The 25,912-nt window shown below is 64.9% G+C and carries 26 protein-coding genes; 6 read left to right on the top strand and 20 right to left on the bottom strand.

Annotation, left to right across the window (positions count from 1 at the left end):
- Positions 1 to 4: 4 nt before the first annotated feature.
- Entirely contained in the window at positions 5 to 1,315 is a 1,311-nt protein-coding gene (locus tag ACTU6U_RS04875) for a M50 family metallopeptidase (RefSeq protein ID WP_443468046.1), read from the bottom strand.
- Positions 1,316 to 1,366: 51 nt separating this feature from the next.
- Between ACTU6U_RS04875 and ACTU6U_RS04870 the strand changes: the two genes are divergently transcribed.
- From ACTU6U_RS04870 to ACTU6U_RS04860, 3 genes are all read left to right on the top strand, one after another.
- A complete protein-coding gene (locus ACTU6U_RS04870; protein WP_443468045.1) occupies positions 1,367 to 1,933 on the top strand; it encodes a hypothetical protein in 567 nt (188 codons plus the stop codon).
- A gap of 93 nt (positions 1,934 to 2,026) precedes the next feature.
- A complete protein-coding gene (locus tag ACTU6U_RS04865) occupies positions 2,027 to 2,719 on the top strand; it encodes a YcnI family protein (protein WP_443468044.1) in 693 nt (230 codons plus the stop codon).
- A gap of 71 nt (positions 2,720 to 2,790) precedes the next feature.
- A complete protein-coding gene (locus ACTU6U_RS04860) occupies positions 2,791 to 4,404 on the top strand; it encodes a Mur ligase family protein (protein WP_443468043.1) in 1,614 nt (537 codons plus the stop codon).
- Between the two features lie 15 nt (positions 4,405 to 4,419).
- Here ACTU6U_RS04860 and dxr read toward each other — a convergent pair whose 3' ends face one another.
- Together dxr and ACTU6U_RS04850 are read right to left on the bottom strand one after the other, a co-directional pair.
- Positions 4,420 to 5,502 (bottom strand): 1-deoxy-D-xylulose-5-phosphate reductoisomerase, encoded by a 1,083-nt coding sequence (gene dxr, locus ACTU6U_RS04855; protein ID WP_443468042.1) that lies wholly within the window; start codon positions 5,500 to 5,502, stop codon positions 4,420 to 4,422.
- Between the two features lie 28 nt (positions 5,503 to 5,530).
- Positions 5,531 to 6,484 carry an FKBP-type peptidyl-prolyl cis-trans isomerase gene (locus tag ACTU6U_RS04850; protein ID WP_443468041.1) on the bottom strand — a complete coding sequence of 318 codons (954 nt, stop codon included), beginning with the start codon at positions 6,482 to 6,484 and terminating at the stop codon, positions 5,531 to 5,533.
- Between the two features lie 140 nt (positions 6,485 to 6,624).
- On the opposite strand from ACTU6U_RS04850, the gene ACTU6U_RS04845 reads away from it, so the two are divergent.
- Positions 6,625 to 7,437, top strand: a complete 813-nt coding sequence (locus tag ACTU6U_RS04845; RefSeq protein WP_443468040.1) for a lysophospholipid acyltransferase family protein — start codon at positions 6,625 to 6,627, stop codon at positions 7,435 to 7,437.
- 3 nt (positions 7,438 to 7,440) lie between these two features.
- Here ACTU6U_RS04845 and ACTU6U_RS04840 read toward each other — a convergent pair whose 3' ends face one another.
- Complete coding sequence (locus ACTU6U_RS04840; protein ID WP_443468039.1) at positions 7,441 to 7,914, bottom strand: OsmC family protein; 474 nt, start codon at positions 7,912 to 7,914, stop codon at positions 7,441 to 7,443.
- A 31-nt stretch (positions 7,915 to 7,945) separates the two neighbouring features.
- Between ACTU6U_RS04840 and ACTU6U_RS04835 the strand changes: the two genes are divergently transcribed.
- Both ACTU6U_RS04835 and ald read left to right on the top strand, forming a co-directional pair.
- Entirely contained in the window at positions 7,946 to 8,941 is a 996-nt protein-coding gene (locus ACTU6U_RS04835; protein ID WP_443468038.1) for an asparaginase, read from the top strand.
- Positions 8,942 to 8,998: 57 nt separating this feature from the next.
- Positions 8,999 to 10,111 (top strand): alanine dehydrogenase, encoded by a 1,113-nt coding sequence (gene ald / locus ACTU6U_RS04830; protein ID WP_443468037.1) that lies wholly within the window; start codon positions 8,999 to 9,001, stop codon positions 10,109 to 10,111.
- A gap of 11 nt (positions 10,112 to 10,122) precedes the next feature.
- Here ald and ACTU6U_RS04825 read toward each other — a convergent pair whose 3' ends face one another.
- The 16 genes from ACTU6U_RS04825 to prmC all read right to left on the bottom strand — a co-directional run bounded on the left by ACTU6U_RS04825 (position 10,123) and on the right by prmC (position 25,831).
- A complete protein-coding gene (locus ACTU6U_RS04825) occupies positions 10,123 to 12,891 on the bottom strand; it encodes an FtsK/SpoIIIE domain-containing protein (RefSeq protein WP_443468036.1) in 2,769 nt (922 codons plus the stop codon).
- A gap of 63 nt (positions 12,892 to 12,954) precedes the next feature.
- Positions 12,955 to 13,803 carry a PP2C family protein-serine/threonine phosphatase gene (locus tag ACTU6U_RS04820; RefSeq protein ID WP_443468427.1) on the bottom strand — a complete coding sequence of 283 codons (849 nt, stop codon included), beginning with the start codon at positions 13,801 to 13,803 and terminating at the stop codon, positions 12,955 to 12,957.
- Between the two features lie 80 nt (positions 13,804 to 13,883).
- The gene (locus ACTU6U_RS04815) at positions 13,884 to 14,687 is read right to left on the bottom strand and encodes a large exoprotein (protein WP_443468035.1); all 804 of its coding nucleotides are present in this window, start codon (positions 14,685 to 14,687) and stop codon (positions 13,884 to 13,886) included.
- A 93-nt stretch (positions 14,688 to 14,780) separates the two neighbouring features.
- Positions 14,781 to 15,527 carry a YaaA family protein gene (locus ACTU6U_RS04810; protein ID WP_443468034.1) on the bottom strand — a complete coding sequence of 249 codons (747 nt, stop codon included), beginning with the start codon at positions 15,525 to 15,527 and terminating at the stop codon, positions 14,781 to 14,783.
- A gap of 76 nt (positions 15,528 to 15,603) precedes the next feature.
- Positions 15,604 to 15,864 carry a F0F1 ATP synthase subunit epsilon gene (locus ACTU6U_RS04805; RefSeq protein ID WP_417508418.1) on the bottom strand — a complete coding sequence of 87 codons (261 nt, stop codon included), beginning with the start codon at positions 15,862 to 15,864 and terminating at the stop codon, positions 15,604 to 15,606.
- A gap of 2 nt (positions 15,865 to 15,866) precedes the next feature.
- The gene (atpD, locus tag ACTU6U_RS04800) at positions 15,867 to 17,318 is read right to left on the bottom strand and encodes a F0F1 ATP synthase subunit beta (RefSeq protein WP_443468033.1); all 1,452 of its coding nucleotides are present in this window, start codon (positions 17,316 to 17,318) and stop codon (positions 15,867 to 15,869) included.
- 23 nt (positions 17,319 to 17,341) lie between these two features.
- Entirely contained in the window at positions 17,342 to 18,244 is a 903-nt protein-coding gene (locus tag ACTU6U_RS04795) for a F0F1 ATP synthase subunit gamma (protein ID WP_443468032.1), read from the bottom strand.
- A 17-nt stretch (positions 18,245 to 18,261) separates the two neighbouring features.
- Positions 18,262 to 19,902 (bottom strand): F0F1 ATP synthase subunit alpha, encoded by a 1,641-nt coding sequence (gene atpA / locus ACTU6U_RS04790; protein WP_417508415.1) that lies wholly within the window; start codon positions 19,900 to 19,902, stop codon positions 18,262 to 18,264.
- A 47-nt stretch (positions 19,903 to 19,949) separates the two neighbouring features.
- On the bottom strand, positions 19,950 to 20,738 hold the full coding sequence (locus ACTU6U_RS04785) for a F0F1 ATP synthase subunit delta (protein WP_443468031.1): 789 nt from the start codon (positions 20,736 to 20,738) through the stop codon (positions 19,950 to 19,952).
- Positions 20,738 to 21,289, bottom strand: a complete 552-nt coding sequence (locus ACTU6U_RS04780) for a F0F1 ATP synthase subunit B (RefSeq protein WP_443468030.1) — start codon at positions 21,287 to 21,289, stop codon at positions 20,738 to 20,740. Before ACTU6U_RS04780 ends, ACTU6U_RS04785 begins: the two co-directional genes overlap by 1 nt.
- Before the next feature lie 28 nt (positions 21,290 to 21,317).
- The gene (gene atpE / locus ACTU6U_RS04775; protein WP_443468029.1) at positions 21,318 to 21,566 is read right to left on the bottom strand and encodes a F0F1 ATP synthase subunit C; all 249 of its coding nucleotides are present in this window, start codon (positions 21,564 to 21,566) and stop codon (positions 21,318 to 21,320) included.
- A gap of 49 nt (positions 21,567 to 21,615) precedes the next feature.
- Complete coding sequence (gene atpB, locus ACTU6U_RS04770; RefSeq protein WP_443468028.1) at positions 21,616 to 22,416, bottom strand: F0F1 ATP synthase subunit A; 801 nt, start codon at positions 22,414 to 22,416, stop codon at positions 21,616 to 21,618.
- 138 nt (positions 22,417 to 22,554) lie between these two features.
- Positions 22,555 to 23,040 (bottom strand): Cg1360 family ATP-synthase-associated protein, encoded by a 486-nt coding sequence (locus tag ACTU6U_RS04765; protein ID WP_443468027.1) that lies wholly within the window; start codon positions 23,038 to 23,040, stop codon positions 22,555 to 22,557.
- A complete protein-coding gene (locus ACTU6U_RS04760; RefSeq protein WP_443468026.1) occupies positions 23,037 to 24,212 on the bottom strand; it encodes an MraY family glycosyltransferase in 1,176 nt (391 codons plus the stop codon). The genes ACTU6U_RS04765 and ACTU6U_RS04760 overlap by 4 nt, the downstream gene beginning before the upstream one ends.
- Positions 24,209 to 24,922 carry an L-threonylcarbamoyladenylate synthase gene (locus tag ACTU6U_RS04755; RefSeq protein WP_443468025.1) on the bottom strand — a complete coding sequence of 238 codons (714 nt, stop codon included), beginning with the start codon at positions 24,920 to 24,922 and terminating at the stop codon, positions 24,209 to 24,211. Before ACTU6U_RS04755 ends, ACTU6U_RS04760 begins: the two co-directional genes overlap by 4 nt.
- A 48-nt stretch (positions 24,923 to 24,970) precedes the next feature.
- Positions 24,971 to 25,831, bottom strand: a complete 861-nt coding sequence (gene prmC, locus ACTU6U_RS04750) for a peptide chain release factor N(5)-glutamine methyltransferase (protein ID WP_443468024.1) — start codon at positions 25,829 to 25,831, stop codon at positions 24,971 to 24,973.
- Positions 25,832 to 25,912: the final 81 nt, after the last annotated feature.

Below are 25,912 nucleotides of genomic sequence, written 5' to 3'. Positions count from 1 at the left end.
ACACCTACTGAAGCAGATCGATCGGGTTCACGACATCCGCGATCATCAGCAGCGTGCCCATCGCGATGAGCAGCACGGCGACGACGATGGTCAGCGGGACGAGCCTGGTCGCATCCACGGGCGGCGGAGGCGGGCGACGGAACAGCTTCGCCCACGCACGGCGGATGCCGTCCCACAGCGCGACCACGACATGACCGCCGTCCAGCGGCAGCAGCGGGATCAGGTTGAACACGAACAGTGCGATGTTCAACGATCCGAGCAGGCTCAGCAAGAAGATAAACCGGTTCAGGATCGGAGCATCCGTTGCCGCCACCTCACCGGCGAGGCGTCCGACACCCACGACGCTGAGCGGGCCATCCGGATCACGCTCGCTGCCGGTGACGACTGAGGCGCCGATGTTCCACAGCTTCACCGGAAGCTGCACGATCAGCTCCGCGACCCGCGCGACGTTCTCGCCTGCCATGACAGCCCCTGTCCCGATCGACTGCGGGACGAACCCCATCTGGGCGCTCATGCCGACGTAACCCACTTCGGCGACGATCTGCTCTCCGTGTTCATCGACCTTCGGCTGACCACCGGCATCGGTCAGCGCGCGCTCGGCAGCGATCGGGGTGATCGACAGGTGCACGTCCTCACCGTCACGCGAGACGACCATGTCGAGTGTGTCTCCAGGAGAGGCCTGCACGATCGCCGTGGCAGCAGCGAAATCCGATACGGGCACCCCATCGACCGAGACAAGAACATCGCCAGGCAGGACACCTGCTTCAGCGGCGGGTGAGGCGCGGTCACCGGGCTCGCATTCGGACTGCGTCGTACCGGCAGGCAGCACGCACTCAGTGACACCGGCGATCGTCGTCGTCCCCTGCTGCAGACCGATGCCGGATGCCAGGACGGTGAAGATCACCACCGCAAGGATGAGATTCATCACGGGGCCGCCGAGCATGACGATGACGCGCTTGAAAACAGGAAGGCGGTAGAACACACGCTCTTCCGCCCCCTCAGCGATCGTCTCGTCATTCGCCGAGCGAGCGTCCTGGACGAGGGATGCGAAAAGTCCTCGCACAGGTCTGCCATCGGATGCGGGATACATCCCCGACATCGAGATGAACCCACCGACCGGCAGGGCTTTGATGCCGTATTCGGTCTCGCCGATCCGCTTGGACCACACGCGCGGCCCGAAACCGATCATGTACTGCCCCACGCGCACGCCGAACAGCTTCGCGGGCACGAGATGCCCGATCTCATGCAATCCGATCGAGAGGCCGAGCCCGATCAGCATGAAGACGATGCCGATGACGTAGAGGAGGATTTCCACGCCCCCACGCTACTGCGCGCGGACTAGGAATCTGCCGCATAAACTGAGACCGTGACTTCTCGGCAGCTGCGACTGGTTCGCGGCGCCGCTGCGTCATCGATCGCGACCATCATCGCCGCAGTCTCACACACCATCGGCGGCGGAACAGCACCTCACCCGCTCCTGATCGTTGCGCTGAGCGTGTTCATCACCCCGATCGCCGCACTGCTGATCGGAAGCCGCCCGAGCCTTGTTCGCCTCGGTGCGACCGTGCTGCTGTCACAGACGGTGTTCCACACGCTCTTCGTCGCGCTGAACGCAACCGTCACGCCCACGATCGCAGGACACAACCACGTGCTCGCACTCGGGCCCGTCACAGCCACAGTCGCCCCAGATGCCGGGATGCTCGGCGCGCACGTCATCGCTGCCGTCTTCACGATCGTCCTCCTGTGGCGCGGCGAGAGCATTCTGCGCGCCATCGCTCGATGGGTGCGCAGCGCACTGCGCGCACGCGTGCCTCATCTGCAGGCCACCTGGCCGGCGCCGGCGTCCATCGCGGTCACCGCTCGCACGATCATCAAGGCCATCCGAGTCGGAGACCTCTCCCGACGCGGTCCACCGGTCTTCTCCCGCGGCTGAACTGCCGCATACGTATCGATCATTCCCGCGGCTGCGCGTCTCATCGTCGCGCCCGCATGCAGAGCACTCTGCAATACGTTCCAGGAGAAGAACATGCTCAAAACACATCGTGGCGCCCTCATCGCCGCTCTCGCCGCAGGCCTCGTGCTCGCAGCCCCTGCCGCCGCACAAGCGCACGTCGGTGTCAGTCCGGACTCCATAGCGTCAGAAGGCTCCGCAGTCCTCACGTTCTCGTTCACCCACGGATGCGAGAACTCGCCCACCACGGCCCTGCGCATCACCATGCCCGACGGGCTCACCTCGGTCTCCCCCACGGCAGACTCGCTATGGGACATCGCCATCGAACGAGCAGACAATGGTCTCGTCTCTGCGGTGACCTACACCGCGGCAACGCCCGTTGCGCATGATCTGCGCGGAGCGGTGACGATGGCCGTCGGGCTCGGTGAGGATGCTCCCGACACTCTCGTGTTCCCCGTCGAGCAGAAGTGCGAGACAGGGACGAACGAGTGGGTCCAGATCACAGAAGATGGCGAGGATCCGCACGATCTCGAGGCGCCTGCACCGGTCGTGACCGTCGGCACCTCTGCGATCGAGGGCTCGGATGCCGGCCACGCTGACCACGCCGACCACGGGACGAGCACCGAAGAGACCCGCGCATCCGGAGCATCCGACCCACTGCCCGCAATCGGGATCGCTCTCGGATCAGCCGGTCTCGTCGCCGGAATCGTCGCCCTCGTGATCGCTGTCCGCACCTCACGGCGCGAACGAAGCGGCACGGCGGACTAGCATCACCCTGGGCGCGCCGAGCGTTTCACTCGGCGCGCCCCGCAGACCGCGCGTGCGATCATTGAAGGGTCATGTCTACTCAGCCCAGCCTTCCTCCTGTGCTCCGTCCGATCGCTCCGCCACAGCGGGCTCTGACGGACCTCGCCGCTCGATTCGGCACTGCTACCCGCGGTGAGATCGACGGCGTGATTCTGACCGGAATCACCCTCGCCACTGCAGATCTCCGCGCGGGCGAAGTCTTCGTCGCCATCCGCGGTGTCAATCAGCACGGCGCGGCCTTCGCTCCCACCGCCGCAGAGAAGGGCGCGGTCGCGATCATCACCGACGCCGAAGGCGCTGACATCGCCGCGAACGTCGGACTCCCGATAGTGATCGTCGATGACCCTCGTGGTGTGCTCGGCGTGCTCAGCGCGTGGGTGTACGGCACCGGTGCCGACGATGATCTGCCGCTGCTCTTCGCCACCACGGGCACCAACGGCAAGACGAGCGTGACGCACCTGCTCGAGGGAATCCTCACTCAGATCGGCGTGGTCTCCGGGCTCTCTTCGACGGCTGAGCGCCACATCGCCGGCGACACGATCATCTCGCGGCTCACCACACCCGAGGCATCCGAGACGCACGCTCTGCTCGCCCTCATGCGCGAGCGCAATGTCGAGGCAGTAGCCGTCGAAGTGAGCGCCCAGGCACTGTCACGCAGACGCGTGGACGGAATCGTCTTCGATGTCGCCGGCTTCACCAACCTCTCGCACGACCATCTCGATGATTACGCCGACATGGAGGAGTACTTCGAAGCGAAGCTCCCCCTGTTCCGCCCTGACCGGGCACGTCGCGGCGTCATCTCACTCGATTCGGCCTCCGGCGCTGATGTCGTCACCGCTGCCGAGATCCCGGTGGTGACGGTGGGCACGCCCGCCATCGCCGCAGACGCGGACGCCGCGGCTCGAGCGGACTGGGTCGTCACGATCGATGAGGAGCGCCAGCGCGGTACTCGCTTCACGATGTCGGGCCCAGGCGGGCGCTCGCTGACCACAGTGGTGCCGGTGATCGGTCCGCACATGGCGGCCAACGCGGCACTCGCGATCGTCATGCTGCTCGAAGGCGGATACACCTGGGAGCGCATCACCGAAGTGCTGACTGGCGACGGGCGCATCATGGCGTACCTGCCAGGACGCACCGAGCTGGTCTCGGGCGAACGCGGTCCCGCAGTGTACGTCGACTTCGGCCACACTCCTGACGCCTTCGTGAAGACGCTCGCTGCTGTGCGCCGGGTCACCCCTGGACGCACGCTGATGCTGTTCGGCGCCGATGGCGACCGTGATGCGACCAAGCGCCTGGATATGGGGCGCACTGCCGTGGAAGGCAGTGACATTCTTGTGATCACTGACCACCACCCGCGCTTCGAAGATCCGACCTCGATCCGCGCCACGCTCATCGCCGGCGCGCGTGACGTGCAGCCGGATGCTGAGATTCACGAGTTCTCCCCACCCGAGAAGGCGATCGTCGCCGCCGTCGGCATGGTCGGCGAGGGCGATGCGATCCTGTGGGCTGGTCCAGGCCACCAGGACTACCGCGACATCCGCGGCGTTCGCACACCTTATTCGGCGCGCGAACTCGCCCGCCGGGCGCTGCGCGATGCCGGGTGGCCGGTGCCCGACCCGCACTGGCCCGTCCCCTACGAGGACTGAATCACGCCGGCTGAATCACACCGGCGCGATCAGGCCGTCAGCGGTACGACGCGCCCAGTCCTCAGCATCCGTCAATGACTCGATCGTCAACGTGCCGGGCGCATCGTGCGCGTCGACGACGCGGGCGATCGTGTCAACGATTCCGAGGAACGGCAGCCGGCCCTCGTGGAACGCTTCGACAGCCTGCTCGTTGGCTGCGTTGAAGACTGCGGGGAAAGTGCCACCCGCCCGGCCGACGCTCTTGGCGAGGGCGACCGCGGGAAAGGCTTCGTCGTCGAGCGGCTCGAAGTCCCAGCTCGAGGCCTGGGTCCAGTCCAGGGGGCGTCCGACGCCTCCGATGCGGTGCGGCCAGTCCAGCGCGAGCGAGATCGGCAGTCGCATGTCGGGCGGTGATGCCTGGGCGATCGTTGACCCGTCGATGAACTCGACCATGGAGTGCACGATCGACTGCGGGTGGACCACGACCTGGATGTCGTCGTAGTCGACATCGAAGAGCAGGTGGGCCTCGATCACCTCGAGGCCTTTGTTCACCAGAGTGGCCGAGTTCGTCGTGACCACACGCCCCATGTCCCACGTCGGATGCGCGAGCGCCTCCGCAGGTGTGACGTTCTGCATCTGATCGCGCCTGCGGCCTCGGAAGGGCCCTCCGGATGCCGTCACGACGAGTCGTCGGATCTCGTCAGGAGTCCCTGAGCGCAGCGCCTGAGCGAGCGCGGAGTGCTCGGAGTCGACAGGGACGATCTGACCTTCGGATGCTGCCGAAGTCACCAGCTCGCCACCGACGATGAGTGATTCCTTGTTCGCGAGCGCAAGCGTGCGTCCGGCCTTCAGCGCGGCAAGCGTCGACCCGAGCCCGATCGATCCGGTGATCGCATTGAGCACGACGTCGGCCTCGACATCGCGGACGAGTTGCTCGGCCTGCTCAGCGCCCAGCGCCGTGTGCTCGACCTGGAACTGCTGGGCCTGATCGGCCAGGAGCTCCGAGTTGCTGCCCGCGGCGACTCCGACGAGTTCGAACCGCCGTGGATTAGCACGGATCACATCCAGCGCCTGCGTGCCGATGGAACCTGTGGAGCCAAGGACGATGATGCGACGCATACCGCCAGCCTAAGCCCAGCGTGAAGTGCTAGCCGGCGGCGACAGCCGGATGCATCGTGGCGAGGATGTCGATCACGAAGACCAGTGTCTTGCCGGCGAGCTCGTGATCGCTGGAGCCCTCTTCGCCGTAGCCGAGGGCCGGAGGAATGACGACGAGCACCTGCGAGCCGGCCTTCTGTCCTGCGAGTGCCTGAACGAACCCGGGGACGTAGGTGTTGCCCTGGATCGAGATCGGTTCGCCGTTCGCCCATGAGGAGTCGAAGCTCTCTCCGGTCGCCCAGTCGACGCCGTAGTACTGCAGCAACGTCGTGTCTCCGTCTTCGACGGGGATTCCGTCGCCCTCTTTGAGAACCGTGATCTGCAGCTCGGTCGGCGCATCGCCGTCCGGGATCTCGAGGCTCGGTTCACCGTCGTCAGCCAGTGTGACCTTCGGCATCCCCTCGGTCGGTGCCTGGTCCTTGCCCCATGCGGCAGAAGGAACGACATCGAGGACGTCGAGAACGTAGTACTGAGCGGCGGCAGCATCCGTCGTGGGGAACACGACCGACAGGCGCGAGCCCACCGTGGCGCAACCGATCAGCTGCCCCATCGGCACGTCTGCCGTCAACTGCGCAGGAAGCAGCTCACCCGCGGCGTAACCGGCGTCTCCCAGACGTTCACCGGAGTCGCCATCGAATGCGCTCAGGGCGTAGCTGACGTAATCCCCATCGCCGATGGCCTTGCCGTCGCCCTCGTCGAGCACGGTGCGCTGCGCCTCTTCGACCTTCTGGCCGAGTTCGAATTCCGCTGTGGATGCCGTCCCGAAATCGCCGTCGACGGTGACGCCGTCGGAAGCCGCACCTGATGCGACTGTCGCCGAGCAGAGGTCAGTGGCTGCGCCATCGGTGCTGTCGCCGGTCTCACCGGCCGTCCCCGAGCACCCGGCCAACAGCAGGGTGGCAGCGGTGAGTGTGGACAGGGCCAGGAGCGAGCGTGTGCGCACAGTGATACCTCTGATCGGAAGCGGGAACCTCTCGATTCTGCCGTACGCGCCTTTGCTCCGGCTGAATGAGGCGGTCGGCGCGCGTCCCGGAGTCTCGCCCCATTCCCGGAGAGGAATAGAACCAGGGGTAGCCTGATCGGATGACCTCTGCGCTGTCCGACACCCCTGAGTCGACTCCTGAGGCACGTTCGGAAGACTCCAGCGAGGCCGCATCCTCAGGCGCATCCCCTCGCCATGCCGGTGCGGCATACGCACTCGGCCGCGCGATCATCGCTCCGCTGGCCCGGCTCATCTACCGGCCGAAGGTCGAGGGGCGCGAGAACGTCCCCACCGACGGACCCGTGATCTTCGCCAGCAATCACCTGTCATTCATCGACTCGATCGCCATCCCCGTCGCGGCCCCGCGCCCTGTACATTTCCTCGCGAAGTCGTCGTACTTCGAAGGGACGGGATTCGCCGGAGCGCTCAAGCGCACCTTCTTCACCTCGATCGGCGCGATTCCCGTGCGCCGAGGAGCAGGTCAGGCGGCGTTGGATGCGCTGGACCAGCAGCGGCAGCTCCTCGACGAGGGTCTCACCGTGGCGCTGTACCCCGAGGGCACGCGATCGACCGACGGGCGGCTCTACAAGGGCCGCACCGGGGTGGCGTTCCTCGCGCTGCAGACCGGAGCACGCGTTGTTCCTGTCGGTCTCATCGGCACAGACAAGGTCATGCCCAAGGGCGCCAAGATCCCCTCGATGAAAGAGCGGGCCACCGTGCGCTTCGGGAAACCGATCGATGTCTCCGTGCACGGTCCTGCCACGAGCGGTAAGGCACGGCGTCTGGCAACGGACGAGATCATGGCCGGCATTCACGCGCTCAGCGGTCAGGAGCTGGCAGGCGTCTACAACGAGCCACCCGCACAGGGCGCCATCGAGAAGATCAAACAGGCGCTTCCGCACGAGCGCCGCTAGTCCTCATCTCGCGGTGACGGTCGCTTCATGGCGTACCGGGAAGTTCACCGAGTTCGCGATGAAGCACATCCGATGCGCATCTTCATGTGCGCTCTTGGCCGCCTCGATCATGGATGCATCGGCGACAACGACCTCTGGCCGCAGCAGCACGTCGGTGAACGCCCCACCGCTTCTGCCATCCTCGGTCATCACACCAGTCGCGTGATCCCGGTAGGACACCACGACGACGCCCTCCGTCACGCACGCATGCAGATAGGACAGCAGGTGGCACTCGGCCAGCGCTCCGAGCAGCATGTCCTCCGGGTTCCACCGCGACGGATCCCCACGGAACGGCTTGTCGGCGGAGGCCGGCAGATCCGGCTTTCCGTCAACGGCGAGAGTGACGTCCCTGGCGTACTCCCGGTACCCGCTCGTGCCGGTTCCCAGGTCACCAGTCCAGGTTGCTGTGAGCGCGTATTCGTGTTCGCCGAGACCCATAGGGCAAGTCTGACAGAGATAGGCTTGTCTGGTGCTGGAGACTCTCACTGTCGCGGATGCTGTAGAACTCGCTGTTGTCGAACGGAGCGGCTTCGTCGAATCCCGACACTCAGGAGCCGCGATCGTCCTCTCCTCCGAGGGCGAAGTCGTCCGCAGACTCGGCAACCCCGACGCGCTCTTCCTCCCCCGCTCCAGCTTGAAGCCGCTGCAGGCGATCGCGTGCATCACCGCAGGCGCTGAACTCGCAGGCGAGCAGCTTGCCATGGCCACCGCGAGCCATTCGGGTACGGACCGGCATGCCGATGTCGTGCGTGATGTGCTGACGGCCGGTGGGTTGACAGAAGATGCCCTCGCCTGTCCCCCGGCCTGGCCCGTCGACACCTCGACCCGCGATGAACTGGTGCGCGAGCACGGGCAGCCCACGCGGATTCGGATGAACTGCTCCGGAAAGCACGCAGCCATGCTGCGCGCCTGCATCGCGTCCGGCTGGCCGACCGACGGCTATCTCGAACCGTCGCATCCGCTACAGCTGCACATCCGCGAGGTCGTCGAGCGGCTGACCGGAGAGAAGATCGCACACACGTCGATCGACGGTTGCGGCGCCCCAGTGCATGCCCTCACGCTCGCAGGGCTCGCACGGAGCATTCATCGCATCGGCACTGCCTCCGAGCGGTCGCCCTTCGCTCTGCATCGCGTGGCGGGCACTCTGGTGCGTGCGGTCAAGGAGAATCCGTGGACGATCGAGGGCCCTGGCAAGCCAGACACTCTCGCCATTGAGACGCTCGGCGTCTTCGCGAAGGGTGGAGCCGAGGGCATCATGGTCATGGTCGCACCCAACGGAGTCACCGTTGCTCTCAAGATGCTCGACGGCGCAGCCCGTGCCTCGACGATCGTCGCTGCGACCTTGCTCGCACGCGCAGGCGCACTCAGCGAAGCGGATGTCGCGGCGCTGACTCAAACGCTTCCTCTCGCCGTCCTCGGCGGGGGGAACGACGTCGGGATGATCCGTCCCGGCGCCGGAATCTGATGCCCTGACCCCGGGGCCGCATGCTCCCTCGATGATGAGGGCAGAGAGGAGATCACGATGAGGATCAGTGTCCCCAGCGAGATCAAGAACAACGAATACCGCGTCGCGCTGACACCGGCTGGTGTGCACGATCTGGTTACTGCAGGCCATGAGGTGTTCGTGCAAGAAGGCGCGGGTATCGCCTCCTCTATGCCGGATGCCGAGTACGCCGACGCTGGCGCTACGCTGCTCAGCGATGCCGTGGAGGTCTGGGCACGTGCCGAGCTGCTCCTCAAGGTCAAGGAACCCGTCGCGAGCGAGTACGCGTACTTCCGTGATGACCTCGTGCTCTTCACTTATCTGCATCTCGCGGCGGATCGGCCGCTGACGGAGAGCCTCATCGCCAGTGGAATCACCGCGATCGCATACGAGACCGTTCAGCTCGAGAACGGCAGCCTTCCGCTGCTGGCCCCGATGAGCGAGGTCGCAGGCCGACTCGCACCGCTCGTCGGCGCGAATACGCTGATGCGATCGAACGGTGGTCTCGGACTGCTGATGTCGGGGGTGCCGGGAACCCGACCCGCGACCGTCACCGTGATCGGTGGCGGTGTGGCGGGAGCGAACGCCGCAGTCGTCGCCAGCGGCATGGGCGCGGACGTCACTGTCTTCGATACGAACATCCCCCGTCTGCGGATGCTTGATGATCACTTCGCCGGGCGAGTGAAGACCGCAGCATCCAACCCTCTGGACCTGCGCCGAGCCGTGCTGGGCTCGGATCTCGTCATCGGCTCGGTGCTCATTCCCGGTGCGCGCGCACCCAAACTCGTCACGAACGAGATGGTCGCGCAGATGCGCCCTGGCAGCGTTCTGGTCGATATCGCCGTCGACCAGGGCGGATGCTTCGAGGACACGCATCCCACCACCCACGCCGACCCCACGTTCGCCGTGCACGACACGGTGTTCTACTGCGTGGCCAACATGCCCGGCGCAGTGCCGAATACCTCGACCTCAGCGCTCACCAATGCCACGCTGCCGTATGTGCGGAGGATCGCAGCTCAGGGATGGCGCACGGCCCTCAGCACTGACACGGCGTTCTCCGGCGGCCTGAACGTCGCTGCCGGAGCCGTGATCAACGAGGGCGTCGCGGTGGCCCACGGAATGAGCAGGGCGACGCTCGAGTCCGTCCTCTGACGCCAGCGCCATCACCGCACCGCGATCGGGTCCAGGGAGGCGATGACGACGCGACGCGGCGCGCTGCCGTCATGGATGCTCCAAGCCCTCCCCCTGTGCGTCTCCGAATAGGGCGGGATCTCCCGGCATCCAGCGAGCGAACGCAGCTCAGCCGCGCACTCAGCGAGCACCAGCATCTCGCCGTTGCTTCTGATGCGCTGCCACAGCGTCCACTGGCGCTGCCAGCTCTCTGCGTCTCCGACAAGGATGCTTCGCGTCAGAGCTGAGTTCTCAGGAAGCCTGTCGCCCAGCGCGATCACCTCGTGCCCGGGGTGCGCTGCGGACAGTTCCTCCGCGATGCGGCGCACCCCAGGGGCCACGACTCCCACGAGATCCGAGCGTGGTTCCCACATGGGTGCCCCAGCCACCGTGGCTGCGCGAAGCGATGACTCCGTCCATGCGATCTGGATCTCCGTCCCGTCGACGCGCGCACGGCCCGCAGGGCGGTCACGATGGTATCCGTCGTTGTCTCCGCCGGCGGCCAGATGTTCGAGCTTGGTTCCAGTGCGCAGCAGCATACGCACCGGAAGGGCTTCGAGCACTCTCGCGATCTGCCCTGACACGCGTCCAGTCGTGATCACGACGGTTCGGCGTCGTGCCGCAGCAGAGCGGACCAGCTTATCCAACCGTTCCAGAAGAAGCTGACCGTGTTCCACGGGGAACGAGCCGACCAGCTGGTCGAGATCGTCGCAGAGCACGAGTTCCGCTCCGGCAGCATCTGCGCCGTCGAGAGCAGCGATCACGTCCCAGGCCTGTTCGGGGTCGGCAGGAATCAGCACCGCATCGGGACGCTGTGCTGCAAGAACCCGCAGCATGCTCGAGCGACCAGAGCCGCTCCCCCCGACGACGGCGATCCCGCGATCGACGCCCGGATGCAGGACGAACGGTGTCTGGTTCTGCCGCTCTGGCTCGTCTGACAGTCCCACCAGCAGAGTGCTTTCGCCATCGCAACCAGCATGCGCCGCGAGGAGCTCAAGGGGAAGCTGTCGCGGAAGCGGCGGCAGCCACGGACTCGTCGGCCGCTCAGCATCCCTCCACCGGGAGCCGGCTGTGCGGAGATCACCTGCACCGGTCAGTGCGATGCGCACGGCGGCGGGCTCAGAGTCCTGCGGCCGTCGCACGAAAGCCATCCCGCGCGAACCCGCCCCTCCGGGGAGCTCAGCGGCATCATCGGAGCCGATGACCAGTCGGCTGTCAGCGGCATCTGTGACGCGAAGACTCACCCTCAGCGGGCAGTTCGCCGCGAGGGCGTCGCGGATCACCCCCGCCGCGCGCTGGGTGCCGAGAATCAGATGCATGCCGAGCGCTCTGCCGCGGGCGGCGATGTCAGTGAACACGACGCCAAGATCCGGATGCTCCTGCAGAAGGGCTGCGAATTCGTCGACGACGATGACCAGGCGACCGAGCTCGCCGCTCGCCTCGGCGATGTTCCGGGCGCCAAGCTCCGCCAGCACGGCTTCGCGCCGCCTCAGCTCTGCCGTCAGACTCTCCACCCCGCGCCTGGCGCCCTCCTCGTCGAGATCAGTCATGACTGCCGACACGTGCGGCAGATCGCGCAGCGGATCGAAAGCCGTGCCGCCCTTGAAGTCGGCGAGCACGAACGCCACGTGCACCGGGCTGTGCGCGAGCGCCATGGCAGTGATCCAGGTCACCAGGAGCTCGCTCTTGCCAGACCCGGTCATTCCGGTGACGATCGCGTGCGGCCCGTCCTCGACGAGATCGAGGATGACATCCTTGCTCTCCGTCCGGCCGATGACAGCTTCGAGCCCATGACGCTTCTCGTCTTGTCCGGCAAGCTCCCCCAGTGCGACGACGTCCGGTAGCTGCGCGATCTCGCCCTCCCGCTCGGCAGCTGACGCGGCGATCGCCACTGCTTGAGACCTGGACAGACACTCGACCTCGATATCCGCCGATTCCGCCGTCGTGCGCAGACGCGCGCGCATGGGGTCGGCGCAATCGATCACGGTGGTGATCCCTTCCGGGACTTCGCCGTCTGACGAGCGCAGGCGAATCTGCGCGATGCCATCGTCAGCGTCACCATCACCGATGACGACTGCCACTCGCAGCGCCCCGCGTCTGGGCCGTCCCGCGTGCGGAAAGCCGTTCAGGCCCAGCGCCTCGAGGCCTCCTCCGCACAACGCCAACTGCGAAGGCGAGTGGCGCAGACACAGCTGCACGATCAACGCGCGCGCCGCAGCTGCAATGACCGGCAGTGGGCCGCGAAAGCACACGCCCCGCCCGAGAGGCGCGAGCACAGGAGCATCCGTCACTTGCGATGCCTTCTCTCGAAATCCCCTGACTCCATCGCTGTCATCCCCAGTCACGCGCAGACTGCTGCGGCGAGCACCGGAACCGATCACGATCTGGGTGGTCTCATCAATCGCTCGCAGATCCCGCAGCGGTGGATCCTGCACGCATGACGCGGCATCCGGATGCGCGGACCGCAACTCGCGTCGCTCACGACGATGTCGCCGGCTGAGTTCTTGTTCAACGCGGCGCCAGCCTTGCGCCTGCTCTTCAGACGCCGCGCGACGCGCGCGGCGTCTGCTTCGGATGCCGTCGAGCAGCGACGCCCCGATCATCAGCGGACCGAGAGCGGCGAAGCACAGCGAGAAGATCGAACCGGTGATCAACCACAGCACGACGCCTGCAGCGATCGGCACGACCGCAGCAAGGACAGGGATGGGTTGGCGCCTAGGTTCTTCGGGTGCGACGGGCAGCGTCAGTGGTTCGAGATCCATCCCCCTATTGGATGGTACGAACACTCAGCGGGAGCGACTATCCCCAGCGGATCGCGCGAACTGTCAGGACTCGTCTGATGTGGAGGAAGAGTCGGTGATCGTGGGGATCGACACCGTATCGGCCACTGCCTCATCGAAACCGCCGGTGCGCGCGACCGTGACGACGATGAGCGTGACGTTGTCGCGGCCACCGTTCTCGAGTGCCGCAGCGAGCATCGCGTCGACTGCCTCTGCGGGGTCGCTCTTCTCACGAAGAAAATGCTGAATACCGTAGTCGGTGAGCTCTTTGGTGAGGCCGTCCGAACAGATCACGAACTTGTCCCCGTCGAAGACCTCGATGCCGAGATAGTCAGGGGGCGTGAGCTCGCTCGCACCCACGGCGCGAGTGATCACGTTGCTGTACGGGTGGCTCTCTGCTTCTTCTGGGCTCAACCGACCAGAGCTGATCAGCTCCTGCACGACGGAGTGATCGGTGGTCACCTGGACGAGGCGCTGTTGACGCAACAGGTACACGCGTGAGTCGCCGATGTTGAGCGAGACCCAACGCGGTTCCCCATCGACGATCTCGAAGAGTACGCCTGTGAGCGTGGTGCCCGTACCCTCATCGGTGGTCTCGGGGTGAGATGCGATGTCCGCGACAGCGCGCTCAAGTGCGTCTTCGATCGCGCCAGTGGTCACCTCGCCCGAATCGACGACTTCCTTCAGCCGTTCGATGGTGCTCTGGCTCGCGATCTCTCCGCCGGCGTGCCCACCCATCCCGTCTGCGACGACGAACAAGGGGAACTCCGCAAGGAGAGCATCCTGATTGTTGTCGCGCCGACGCCCGGTGTCGGTTGCACCGGCCCACGTCAGAATGATCTCATCCTGATCGGTGACGGCGACGCTGTGGGTCTGCGCGGCGGCGCGGGACATGTCCATCCCTCTACGCTAGCGGAGCCACGGCACATGAACGACGAAGGACCCTCGATTTCTCGAGGGTCCTTCGTCATGATTCACGCGGGAGGCTGGTTCGGATCCGCCGGACGTGCAGGCGGAGCCGGGGGTGCAGCCGGAGGCGGCGTAGTCGGCGGGGTCACCGGTGCAGTCGGAGCAGCCGGAGGCACAGACGGTGCAGCCGGAGGCACAGACGGTGCAGCCGGAGGCGTCGCCGGAGCTGCCGGAGGCTGGTAGCCAGGGGCAGGCTGCTGCGGGTAGCCGGGCTGACCGGCCTGCTGCGGGTAGCCAGGCTGCTGCGGTGCCGCGTAACCCTGCGGTGCGCCGTAACCGGGTGCGGCCGCAGCAGACGACTGCGCGGGAATGCCATCCCAGACGGTGCGATCCGCGAAGAAGCTGTTACCGGCCCACGGGGCGGGCGCAACCTGCGAGTTCCAGCGCGACTTGTTGAAAGCCATGATGCCGAGCCACACGATCGACAGGAAGATGTAAAGGACGACCCATGCGCCTTCCTTCTGCAGCTTCTGGCCCACACGGTATGCAGCCATGACCAGGACGACACTACCGGCAAGGCTCAGCAGGCCAGCGAAGATGTTGAGGATCGGGATCCACGACAGCACGATCGCTCCACCGAACGAGTAGAGGATCAACCAGGGCGACAAGTCGCCGAGCTTGGTGAAGATCATGCTGTTGTAGATGGGGATCCACGCGCGCCACTTGCCCTGGACTCCAGCCTTTTCGAAGACCTTCATCATGAACACAGATGACACGACATAGGCGGCGATCCCGAAGATGAACCCCACCGCGATGAACGCGAAGAGCGCCGCGACCGCAGCACCTGTGTCGTAATAGTAGTTATCCATTTACCCCTCCATGGAATGAACGACGCATTCTCGCATCGCGTGACAAACACTAGCGTGCCAGAGAACCACCGCAACTACTACACGCGGTTGGCGTCAGGACGCGACAACAAGGTTGACGATTCCTGGCTGCACGTCCGCACGGAGCTCGATCCCGCGCACGGAAGCCCACTTCGTCAATGACTCAAGGGTGCTCACTCGCGGCCTCTCCTCCGCCAAAGCCCGAACCAGCTCGCCCTTTGCCTTCTTGTTGAAGTGGTTGAGAGCACGCCCCTGCTCCGTCACAACGCGTACGTAGACCGAGGAAACGGATGCCGGAATCGGTCCAAGTGCGACATAGGCCTCACTCCTAAGGTCGACGATGAATCGCGGCTGTTCCCGTGCTATCGCAGCTGTGACGCTCTGCGCCCAGTGACGTCGCAGCGGCGCGACACCGGGAAGCGCAGCCGCGGCCGCAAGGCGGTACGACGGAATCTCGTCCAGCGCACCCACCGGTCCGAACGGCGCTGAATGCACCCACACGTGATGCCCCAGCCAACGTCTGGATGCCGCGTCCAGAGACACGGCATCCAACGCGTCGTACAGTACTCCGGTATAACGGTCGACAGCGGGCATCGTCGGGGCCACACGCAGTGTCCTGTTGTGCTCGATCTCGCCGAGCTGCCGGTCGCTGAGCTTGAGCACACGCTGCGAAAGAGCGGCGTCACCAGCCATCGCCACAAGTGCGCTGACAACCTGCTCCCGCTCCGGGGCGAGCGCCGGAAGGCTGAGCGAGTCGAGATCCAGCACGGTGCCGGAGCCACCGGGGTTTTTGGTCTCAGATGGAGGGAGGAGGATCTTCATTCATACCTCGTCGCGCGAGAACGCGCCCGCCCACCATCGCAATCGATGGTTGACGAGCGCGTCTTCGAGAGTTGACTCAGGCGATGAGCGCCGCGTTACCCGCGACGATCGTCAGCGTGCTGCCCTCCATCGAGAGGAAGCCGTCCTGAGCGTTCGCGAGCACTTTCGTGCCATCGAGCTTCGTGATGCGGACCTCTCCCTCGGCGAGGATCGCCAGGATCGGTTCGTGACCGCTCATGATGCCGATCTCGCCCTCGACGGTCTTGGCGACAACGAGCGACGCCTCTCCCGTCCAGACCTCCGCGTCCGCGGAGACAAGGCTGACCTGCAATGCCATGATCAGCCGTTCTCCTTCTGGATCTGCGCCCACTTCTCTTCGACGTCGCCGATGCCACCGACGTTGAAGAAGGCCTGCTCGGCCACGTGGTCAAACTCGCCCTTGGCGATCGCGTCGAACGACTCGATGGTCTCCTTGAGCGGAACCGTCGAACCCTCAACACCGGTGAACTTCTTCGCCATATAGGTGTTCTGCGAGAGGAACTGCTGGATGCGACGCGCACGTGACACGACGATCTTGTCCTCTTCGGAGAGCTCGTCGACACCGAGGATCGCAATGATCTCCTGCAGTTCCTTGTTCTTCTGAAGGATCTGCTTGACCGTGGTCGCCACGCGGTAGTGGTCCTCGCCCAAGTAACGGGGATCCATGATGCGCGACGTCGAGGTCAGCGGGTCGATAGCGGGATACAGACCCTTCGACGCGATCTCACGGCTGAGCTCGGTCGTCGCGTCAAGGTGCGCGAAGGTCGTTGCCGGCGCCGGGTCGGTGTAGTCATCGGCAGGCACGTAGATCGCCTGCAGCGAGGTGATCGAGTGTCCACGCGTCGAGGTGATGCGCTCCTGGAGCACACCCATCTCGTCGGCGAGGTTCGGCTGGTAACCCACGGCAGAAGGCATACGGCCCAGAAGCGTGGAAACCTCGGAACCTGCCTGCGTGAAGCGGAAGATGTTGTCGATGAACAGCAGCACATCCTGCTTCTGCACGTCACGGAAGTACTCCGCCATCGTCAGAGCAGACAGCGCGACGCGCAGACGCGTTCCCGGCGGCTCATCCATCTGGCCGAAAACGAGGGCGGTCTTGTCGAAGACGCCCGCCTCTTCCATCTCAGCGATCAGGTCGTTGCCCTCACGCGTACGCTCACCGACACCGGCGAACACGGACACACCACCGTGGTCCTGGGCAACACGCTGGATCATTTCCTGGATGAGGACCGTCTTACCGACACCTGCACCACCGAACAGACCGATCTTTCCACCCAGCACGTAGGGGGTCAGAAGGTCGATCGACTTGATGCCGGTCTCGAACATCTGGGTCTTCGACTCGAGCTGGTCGAAGTTAGGAGCCTGGCGGTGAATCGGCCAACGCTCGGTGATCTCGATCTGCTCGCCGGGCTCTGCGTTGAGAACCTCGCCGATGACGTTGAAAACTCGGCCCTTGGTGACGTTTCCGACCGGAACCGAGATGGCTTCACCGGTATCGCGCACTTCCTGACCGCGGACCATGCCGTCCGTCGGCTTCAGGGAGATCGCGCGAACGAGGTCATCGCCGAGGTGCTGAGCAACCTCGAGGGTGATCTCGGTCTTCTCTTCGCCGATCGTGATCGTCGTCTTCAGGGCGTTGTAGATGTCTGGAAGCGAGTCGTGCGGGAACTCGATGTCGACGACCGGGCCCGTGACGCGTGCGACGCGCCCGACGACCGCGGTCCCAGCCTCAGCTGTGGCGGTGGGGGTCATATCTTCGTCTCTTTCTTGATGGTCTATTTGCTCGACGAGAGGGCGTCGGCGCCGCCGACGATCTCAGCGATCTGCTGCGTGATCTCCGCCTGACGCGCGTTGTTGCGAAGGCGGGTGTAATCGGTGATGAGCTTGTCAGCGTTGTCGCTCGCCGACTTCATAGCCTTCTGCGTCGCGGCCTGCTTCGCGGCGGACGACTGCAGCAGTGCGTTGAAGATGCGGCTCTGCAGGTACACCGGCAGAATCGCGTCAAGCACGGTCTCAGCGTCAGGCTCGAACTCGTAGAGCGGGTAAACCGCGCCGGAGTTCTCGGCCGTTGCATCGCTCTCGACGATCTCGAGCGGCAGCAGTCGCACTGTTTCGGGCTCCTGCGTCATCATGCTGACGAACCGGTTGTAGACGAGGTGAAGCTCGTCCACTCCGCCGTCTTCAGAATCGCGGTTGAAGGCCTCGAGCAGTGTTGCCGAGATCTCCTCTGCGGTCTTGAAGTGCGGCGTATCGGTGTCTCCGATCCATTCCGCAGCCGACGCGATGCCTCGGAACTGGAAATACCCGACAGCCTTGCGGCCGACGAGGTAGTAGACCGGTTCACTGCCCTGCGAGCGGATGAGCTCACCGAGTTCCATCGCCTCGCGAAGAATCTGCGAGTTGAAGGCACCGGCGAGACCGCGGTCGGAGGAGAAGACCACGACGGCTGACCGACGGATCGTCTCTGGCTCACGCGTGAGCGGGTGGTCGACGTTGGAGTGCGTCGCAACAGCCGACACGGCCTGCGTCACAGCTCGCGCGAAGGGCGACGACGCGCGCACGCGCGCCATCGCCTTCTGAATGCGCGAAGCCGCGATGAGCTCCATCGCCTTCGTGATCTTCTTGGTCGTCTGAGCAGAAGAAATCTTCTGCTTGTAGACCCTGAGTTGAGCGCCCATATTTCAGTACCCGCGCGTTAGGCGCGACGACCCTTGACGATCTTCTCCTGGTTGACGTCGTCCAGATCCTGAGCCGCGTGCTCTTCGTTGCCCACAGCTCCGATGGACTGGCCCTTGCCACCCTGGAACTCCAGCACGAAAGCGTCGACCTGCTTCTCAAGCTCGGCGACGATCTCGTCGGAGAGGACGTTCGTCTCACGAAGGTTGTCGAGGATCTTGGTATTGCGACGCAGGTGGTCCAGCAGCTCGCGCTCGAAACGCAGGACGTCAGAAACAGCCACCGTGTCGAGCTTGCCGTTGGTACCAGCCCAGATCGAGACGACCTGATCCTCAACCGGGTACGGCGAGTACTGCGGCTGCTTGAGCAGCTCGGTCAGACGCGCACCACGGTCGAGCTGACGACGCGATGCTGCATCGAGGTCGCTCGCGAACATCGCGAAGGCCTCGAGCGAGCGGTACTGCGCCAGCTCGAGCTTCAACGTTCCAGAGACCTTCTTGATGGACTTGACCTGAGCGTCACCACCGACTCGCGAGACCGAGATGCCCACGTCGACAGCGGGACGCTGGTTGGCGTTGAACAGGTCGGACTGCAGGAAGATCTGGCCGTCGGTGATCGAGATCACGTTGGTCGGGATGTACGCCGAGACATCGTTCGCCTTGGTCTCAATGATGGGAAGACCCGTCATGGAACCCGCACCGAGCTCGTCGGACAGCTTCGCGCAACGTTCCAGCAGGCGGGAGTGCAGGTAGAAGACATCGCCCGGGTAAGCCTCGCGGCCCGGCGGACGACGCAGGAGAAGCGAAACCGCGCGGTATGCCTCGGCCTGCTTGGAGAGGTCATCGAAGATGATCAGGACGTGCTTGCCGCCGTACATCCAGTGCTGACCGATCGCCGACCCCGTGTAGGGAGCGATGTACTTGAAGCCGGCCGGGTCAGAGGCGGGAGCCGCGACGATCGTCGTGTACTCCATCGCACCAGCATCCTCGAGAGCACCCTTCACGGATGCGATCGTCGAACCCTTCTGACCGATAGCGACGTAGATGCAGCGAACCTGCTTGTTGACGTCGCCCGAATCCCAGTTGTCCTTCTGATTGATGATCGTGTCGATCGCAATCGCGGTCTTACCGGTCTGGCGGTCACCGATGATCAGCTGACGCTGACCACGGCCGACGGGGATCATGGCGTCAATGGCCTTGATGCCGGTCTGCATCGGCTCGTGCACGCTCTTACGCTGCATGACGCCGGGGGCCTGCAGCTCGAGCTCGCGACGACCCTCAGAGGCGATCTCGCCAAGGCCGTCGATCGGGTTGCCGAGCGGGTCCACGACTCGTCCGAGGTAGCCGTCGCCGACGGCGACCGACAGAACCTCGCCTGTGCGGCGAACTTCCTGTCCGGCGTCGATACCGGAGAAGTCGCCCATGACGACCGTTCCGATCTCGTGCTCGTCAAGGTTCAGCGCGAGGCCCTGCGTGCCGTTTGCGAACGTAAGGAGCTCGTTCGCCATCACACCAGGGAGCCCCTCGATGTGGGCGATGCCGTCCGCAGCGTCTACGACGGTGCCGACCTCGGTCGCTGCCGCGCCGGTGGGCTCGTACGCAGCGGCGAAGTCCTTCAGCGCGTCACGGATGACGTCGGGGCTGATCGAAAGTTCTGCCATTGTCTTCCCTTTGTATCTGGGTGCGCGGTTGCCCGCGCGAAGTCGTATTAGCCCGCGAGCTTCTGTCGAAGGTCGGCGAGCCGCGCGGAGATGCTGCCGTCGATGACGTCGTCGGCGATCTGCACACGCAGTCCGCCTACAACGAGGGGGTCGATCACTTCATTCACCGAGACCTGACCGGCATAGCGCTCGGTCAGTGCGGCGCTGAGTCGGTTGCGCTGGGCATCCGACAGCGGAGCCGCCGTGTGAACTGTGGCGACGATGCGGCCGCGCTGTGCCGAGACGATCTTCATCGCCCGGTTCAGCAGCTGACGCACACGACGCCCGCGCGGCTGGCGCACGAGGGACGAGACGATGAGCACGGTGGGGGCGCTTGCCTTGTCGCCGATCAGCGTCTCAACGAGCGTGCCCTTCGCACTGTTGTCTCCGAGTCGGCCGCCGAGCGCGAGCTCGAGCTCCGCGTTCCCCGCGATCACGCGCAGGAACGAGAACAGCTCGCCCTCGATGTCTGCTGCGGGCTCGGCGATCGCTGCCGCACGAATGGCCAGCTCCTCGATCCCAGCGACGAGCCCCGAAGCATCCGACCAGCGCTCAGCCACTGCGACAGAAACAACCTGTTGCGCAGCCTCAGACATCGTGGCGAACACCGTCGTGACGACCTTCTGGCGAAGCTCGACCGGAGCGGCAGGATCGGCAAGCGCGCCGCTCAGCTGCCCGGACTCTCCCACCAGTCGTGCGACGGTGAACAGCTCACCGGCCGTACCGAGGGTGACGCCCTTCGCCTGAGCGAGAGCCGCCGTCGAAGCCACGAGTGCCTGAGTGGTCGCGCTGCCCATTACTTCGCCGCCTTCTCTGAGGCTTCGAGGTCTGCGAGGAAGCGATCGACGACGGCGTTGGCACGAGCATCATCCGACAGCGTCTCTCCGACGACGCCACCGGCGAGGTCGATCGCGAGAGTGCCGACCTCAGAGCGGAGTGCGACGAGCGTCGACTGACGCTCTGCCTCGATCTGTGCCTGCGCTGCGGTGGTGACGCGTGCAGCCTCAACGGTTGCAGTCTCCTTGGCCTCGGCGACGATCTTCTTGCCGTCCTCACGGGCGGCGTCGCGGATCTCACCGGCCTCGGTGCGTGCTTCAGCCAGCTGTCGGGTGTACTCCTCGAGCGCAGCCTCAGCCTGCTTCTGTGCCTCATCGGCCTTGGCGATGTTTCCCTCGATCGCGGCGGAACGCTCATCGAGCATCTTCGCCACCTTCGGGAGAGCAACCTTCCACGCCACGATCAGGATGAGAACGAAGCAGACCGCGGACCAGACAATGTCGTACATCGCCGGGAGAAGCGGGTTGTGCTCCGCCTCCTCGGCTGCGAGCGTGACAAGAGCGTTCAGCATCCTGTCTCCTTACGTGTGGTCGGTCGGATCAGTAGCCGAAGAGGAACGCCACGCCGATGCCGACGAACGCGAGTGCCTCGGTGAAGGCGATACCGATCCACATGGTGCCCTGGAGCTTGCCGGACAGCTCAGGCTGGCGAGCAACGCCCTCGATCGTCTTTCCGACGACGATGCCCACACCGATGGCCGGACCGATAGCGGCGAGACCGTAGCCGACGTTCGCGATCGAGCCGGTGATGTCGATGTTGATCGAAGCGAGAACAGAGATGGGATCCACTGGATCTTCCTTTCATTGTTGGGGCGCCGGAGCGCCCCGTTAGCTTTGCTTAGTGTTCGTCCGCGACTGCGAGCTGGATGTAGACCGCGGTGAGGATGGTGAAGACGTACGCCTGGAGGAAAGCCACCAGGATCTCGAAGGCCGTGAAGGCGAAGCCGAATGCGAGCGTTCCCGCACCGAGCACCGTCCAGAACCCGCCCATCGAGAAGATGAAGAACTGGGTCGCTGCGAAGAACAGCACCAGCATGAGGTGACCGACCATCATGTTCATCAGGAGTCGCAGCGTCAGCGTGATGGGACGGACGATGAACGTCGAGATGAACTCGAGCGGCGCGACGATGATGTACAGCGCCGGCGGAACCCCAGGCGGGAACAGCGAGTTGCGGATGAAACCCCACGGGCTCTTGCGGAGCCCTGCGTAGATGAACGTGACGTAGGAGATCACGGCGAGCATCAGAGGGACCGCGATGATCGATGTTCCGGCGATGTTCAGGAACGGGATGATTCCCGTGAGGTTGAAGACCAGCACCATGAAGAAGATGGCGGTCAACAACGGCAGGAACCGGTTGCCGTCCTTCTTGCCCATCATGTCGTGCGCGACGTTGACGCGCACGATGTCAAAGAGCATCTCGATGACACCCTGGCCACGGCCAGGGACGAGCTTCAGCTTGCGGGTACCGAGCCAGAGGATCAGAACCACGACGATCGTCGCGAGGAACTGCACCAGGTGGATGCGGTGCACCGAGAGCGGACCGATACTGAAGAGGATCTCCGGGAAGAACTCGCCAATCGACGGTGGGTGGAATTCATCCGATGCGAAACGGACGAGGAGGCTCGCGGCGTGAGTCAACGTTGCTCCAGCTTCTGGGCATCGATCAGAATCGACGCGAAGATTGGGTGACGGATTTCAAGCTGAATCAGATCTTTTCGCACGACGCAAGAGACCGTTCAGCGAATCCGGATTTAGACTATCAAGATTTTTTCAGGCTCACGAATCGTTGTCGTCCTCGGGGTTTCTCGTGGGCAGCACGACGTCCGAGACATGCGGCACACGCAGCTTGCTGAAGGCCACCGCATCGATCACCAGGCTCACGACGATGCCGGCAACGAGTGACAGGAAGATCACGGCAGGCACGACCCAGTCCTGGCCGCGCAGGATCACGATCGCGACGATGAAGATCACGAGTTTGAGCAGCCAGCCGCCCATCACGATCCCGAAGAAGACCGTCGCGAACATCTCGCGCCCGTACCAGCGGTTCGCGATCAGCACACTGATCGGCGTGAGTGCCAGGAAGATCACGGCAAGACCGACGCCTGCCAGACCGCTCCACAGCCCGTTCGCACCGGCTACGAGGTACCCGATCCCCCCTCCGAGGATGATCAGGACGACCGCGGCGATCCCCGTCCAGACGAGTACGGTCCGCAGCACGGGGTTGATGGACGGTGCGGCTACAGGTTCGGGGGTGTCGCTCATCGGGTCTCCAAGGGTGGGGCCGGTTCGGTGGGCTGGGCGGGCGCGCTCGGGGCGCGTCTGGTGGGCAGAAGTGTCACGACAAGACAGGCGGCGGCGCCGACGACGCCGAAGGCCACACCGGGCAGATACTGCCCTGGCCAGTCCTCGCGCGAGCCGACGTACATCAGCAGCACTGCGAGAGAGATGATCGCCGTCCAGGCGTAGAAGATCAGCACTGCGTCGCGGTCGCGATGACCGAGATCCAGCATGCGGTGATGCAAATGCTTGCGGTCAGGCGCGAAGGGAGAACGACCGGCTCTCATGCGGCGGAAGACCGCGAGCCCGAAATCGAGCAGAGGCAGCATCACCACGACGAGAGGCAGCAGGATCGGGATGAATGCCCCGAGCAGCTGAGAGCGCCCGAACTCTTCCGGGTCCATCGCAGCAGAGGACATCTGCCCGGTCAGCGCGATCGCCGAGGTCGCCATCAGCAGCCCCATCACCAGCGCACCGGAGTCCCCCATGAACAGCTTGGCTGGGCTCCAGTTCAGCGGGAGGAAGCCCAGGCAGGCGCCGATCGCGACAGCGGCGAGGAAGGAGGCGAGGTTGAAGTAGCTGCTCGCACCGGTGTCGCGCGTGAGGATGTACGAGTACGCGAAGAAGACTCCGTTGGCGATCAGACAGACGCCGGCGACCAGCCCGTCCAGACCGTCGATGAAGTTCACCGCGTTCATGACGACGACGATCGCGAACATCGTGACGGCGATGCTCAGCCAGCTCGAGAAGATGATCATGTCGCCGAGCGGAAGGGCGAGGATCTGCAGTCCACCGACGACGGTGATGATTCCGGCTGCGAGGAACTGCGCACCGAGCTTGATCATCCAGTCGAGGTCGAGAAGGTCGTCGATGACGCCGATGACCGCAATCAGCAGGGCGGCGCCGAGTACCGCCCACATCGTCTGCGGGGGAATCCACATGATGCTGAAGAACGGGTTCGCCGCGGAAACGCCGATGGCGGCGGCGATGCCGAGGAACATCGCCACTCCCCCGAGACGCGGTGTCGGAGTGGTGTGGACGTCCCGCTCCCGGATGCCGGGATAGAGCTTGAACCGCAGACTGAGCCGCCAGACCGCCCACGAACAGACGTACGTGATCGTCGCCGTGAAGATGATTGTGAAGAGGTACTGCTTCACGCCGGGCCGTCCGCCGCGCCCTCCGGCGATTCCTCTGGCTCCAGCAGATCGCCCAGAACGCTCTGCAGCTGCTTGCGGGTCACGGCCCCCTCTCGGAGCACCCGGACGCACTTTTCAGAAGCGTCGTCAGCACCGCGGCGCACGAGCGAAGTGGCATCGATGATGGTCGAGGCAATGCCGGTTTCGCTGAACCCACCATCGAGATACACCGAAACGCTGTCGCCCAGCATCTCCTGGGCGATCTGTGCTGAGGTCGCCGCTGCCTTGCCGGTGAGGTTCGCACTGGAGACGGCAAGAGGGCCGGTCTCTTCGAGCAGCTCGCGCGCCACGCGCTGGTCCGGCATCCGCACTGCGACCGTGCCGAGGGTGTCGCCGAGGTCCCATGACAGCGAGGGCTGAGCGGGGAGGATGATCGTCAGTCCTCCAGGCCAGAATTCGTCCACCAGGCGTTGAACGGGTTCGGGAACCTCTTCTACGAGCGCGGTCAGTGCCGCCTGGCTCGCAACGAGCACGGGTGGCGGCTGATTGCGCCCGCGTCCTTTCGCGTCAAGCAGCCGCTGCACCGCCGAGGGCGTGAATGCGTCTACGGCGACGCCGTAGACGGTATCGGTGGGCAGCACGATGAGTTCACCGCGGGCGATCGCCTGGCGGGCATGCCGCATTCCGGCGAGCAGTTGGGCCTCATCGCGGCAGTCGAAGAGAGAGGTCATGACCTTGACATTCTACGTGCACGGCATCCGAGAGAAGCGAGAGCACCCTCAGGGCTTGAGCGCCGTGGTCGCACGGTCGCGGTGCGTGAGGTCGGGGTGGGTCGTCGGCGCACGCCAGCCATCCGCTTCGAGCAGGGCACGGATCTCCGCGCCCTGCAGTTCACCATGCTCGATGATCAGCAGTCCGCCTGGACGCAGAAGCCGCAGAGCCCGCGTGCTGAGAACGCGAACGATGTCGAGCCCGTCTGATCCGCCGTATAGCGCCATCGCCGGATCGTGCAGACGCACCTCCGGGTCCCTGGGAATCGCATCGTCCGGTACATATGGCGGATTCGAGATCACGACGGATGCTGTGCCGTCGAGCTCCTCGAGGGTATCGGCGAGGTCGCCGAGAACGAGTGAGAGGTTCTCAGCATCCGCAGTATTCCGCGCGGCCCAGGCATGCGCCTGCGGAGACAGCTCTACCGCGTGAATTCGCGCGTGGGGCACTTCGGTGGCCATCGCTAGCGCGATCGCACCGCTGCCCGTGCACAGATCGACGCCGATCGGCGCGGGGTCCGCATCCATGAGAAGCGCGTCGATCGCGAACTGCACCACTGTCTCGGTCTCGGGCCGCGGCACGAAGACTCCAGGTCCGACCGCCAGTTCGAGGTGGCGAAACGGCGCTGTTCCCGTGAGATGCTGCAGCGGCTCACGAGCCGCCCGTCGCGTGATCAGAGCTTCGAAGGCCGCTGCGTCCCCCTCGCTGATGGCATCGCCTCGCACGATCGCGGCCTGCACTTCGCCGCGCCCGCGGCCCTGCACGTGTCCTGCGAGCAGTTCAGCATCCACGAGTGGATCGAAGATGCCCGCGGCGGCGAGCCGCTCGGCGGCGGCTCGAACAGAGGCCGCGAGGGTTGTTTCAGACATCCCTTCAGCGTACGTGTGCGCGCACTGTTCCGCGTCACAATGACCCGCGGGTGCATCCTCTCGAATAGGCTGGGACAGCAC

The organism is Microbacterium zouquanmingi (assembly GCF_052266695.1).
GTDB lineage: Bacteria > Actinomycetota > Actinomycetes > Actinomycetales > Microbacteriaceae > Microbacterium.
The sequence above is the reverse complement of the archived record's forward strand: the minus strand, read 5'-3'. Positions and strand labels throughout refer to the sequence as shown.

Bases quoted from the DNA above. Each gene is read 5' to 3' on its own strand.
- ACTU6U_RS04865 (WP_443468044.1), top strand. From the start codon at position 2,027: ATGCTCAAAACACATCGTGGCGCCCTCATCGCCGCTCTCGCCGCAGGC.
- ACTU6U_RS04860 (WP_443468043.1), top strand. From the start codon at position 2,791: ATGTCTACTCAGCCCAGCCTTCCTCCTGTGCTCCGTCCGATCGCTCCG.
- dxr (WP_443468042.1), bottom strand. From the start codon at position 5,502: ATGCGTCGCATCATCGTCCTTGGCTCCACAGGTTCCATCGGCACGCAG.
- ACTU6U_RS04845 (WP_443468040.1), top strand. From the start codon at position 6,625: ATGACCTCTGCGCTGTCCGACACCCCTGAGTCGACTCCTGAGGCACGT.
- ACTU6U_RS04840 (WP_443468039.1), bottom strand. From the start codon at position 7,914: ATGGGTCTCGGCGAACACGAATACGCGCTCACAGCAACCTGGACTGGT.
- ald (WP_443468037.1), top strand. From the start codon at position 8,999: ATGAGGATCAGTGTCCCCAGCGAGATCAAGAACAACGAATACCGCGTC.
- ACTU6U_RS04825 (WP_443468036.1), bottom strand. From the start codon at position 12,891: ATGGATCTCGAACCACTGACGCTGCCCGTCGCACCCGAAGAACCTAGG.
- ACTU6U_RS04820 (WP_443468427.1), bottom strand. From the start codon at position 13,803: ATGTCCCGCGCCGCCGCGCAGACCCACAGCGTCGCCGTCACCGATCAG.
- ACTU6U_RS04815 (WP_443468035.1), bottom strand. From the start codon at position 14,687: ATGGATAACTACTATTACGACACAGGTGCTGCGGTCGCGGCGCTCTTC.
- ACTU6U_RS04810 (WP_443468034.1), bottom strand. From the start codon at position 15,527: ATGAAGATCCTCCTCCCTCCATCTGAGACCAAAAACCCCGGTGGCTCC.
- ACTU6U_RS04805 (WP_417508418.1), bottom strand. From the start codon at position 15,864: ATGGCATTGCAGGTCAGCCTTGTCTCCGCGGACGCGGAGGTCTGGACG.
- atpD (WP_443468033.1), bottom strand. From the start codon at position 17,318: ATGACCCCCACCGCCACAGCTGAGGCTGGGACCGCGGTCGTCGGGCGC.
- ACTU6U_RS04795 (WP_443468032.1), bottom strand. From the start codon at position 18,244: ATGGGCGCTCAACTCAGGGTCTACAAGCAGAAGATTTCTTCTGCTCAG.
- atpA (WP_417508415.1), bottom strand. From the start codon at position 19,902: ATGGCAGAACTTTCGATCAGCCCCGACGTCATCCGTGACGCGCTGAAG.
- ACTU6U_RS04785 (WP_443468031.1), bottom strand. From the start codon at position 20,738: ATGGGCAGCGCGACCACTCAGGCACTCGTGGCTTCGACGGCGGCTCTC.
- ACTU6U_RS04780 (WP_443468030.1), bottom strand. From the start codon at position 21,289: ATGCTGAACGCTCTTGTCACGCTCGCAGCCGAGGAGGCGGAGCACAAC.
- ACTU6U_RS04765 (WP_443468027.1), bottom strand. From the start codon at position 23,040: ATGAGCGACACCCCCGAACCTGTAGCCGCACCGTCCATCAACCCCGTG.
- ACTU6U_RS04755 (WP_443468025.1), bottom strand. From the start codon at position 24,922: ATGACCTCTCTCTTCGACTGCCGCGATGAGGCCCAACTGCTCGCCGGA.
- prmC (WP_443468024.1), bottom strand. From the start codon at position 25,831: ATGTCTGAAACAACCCTCGCGGCCTCTGTTCGAGCCGCCGCCGAGCGG.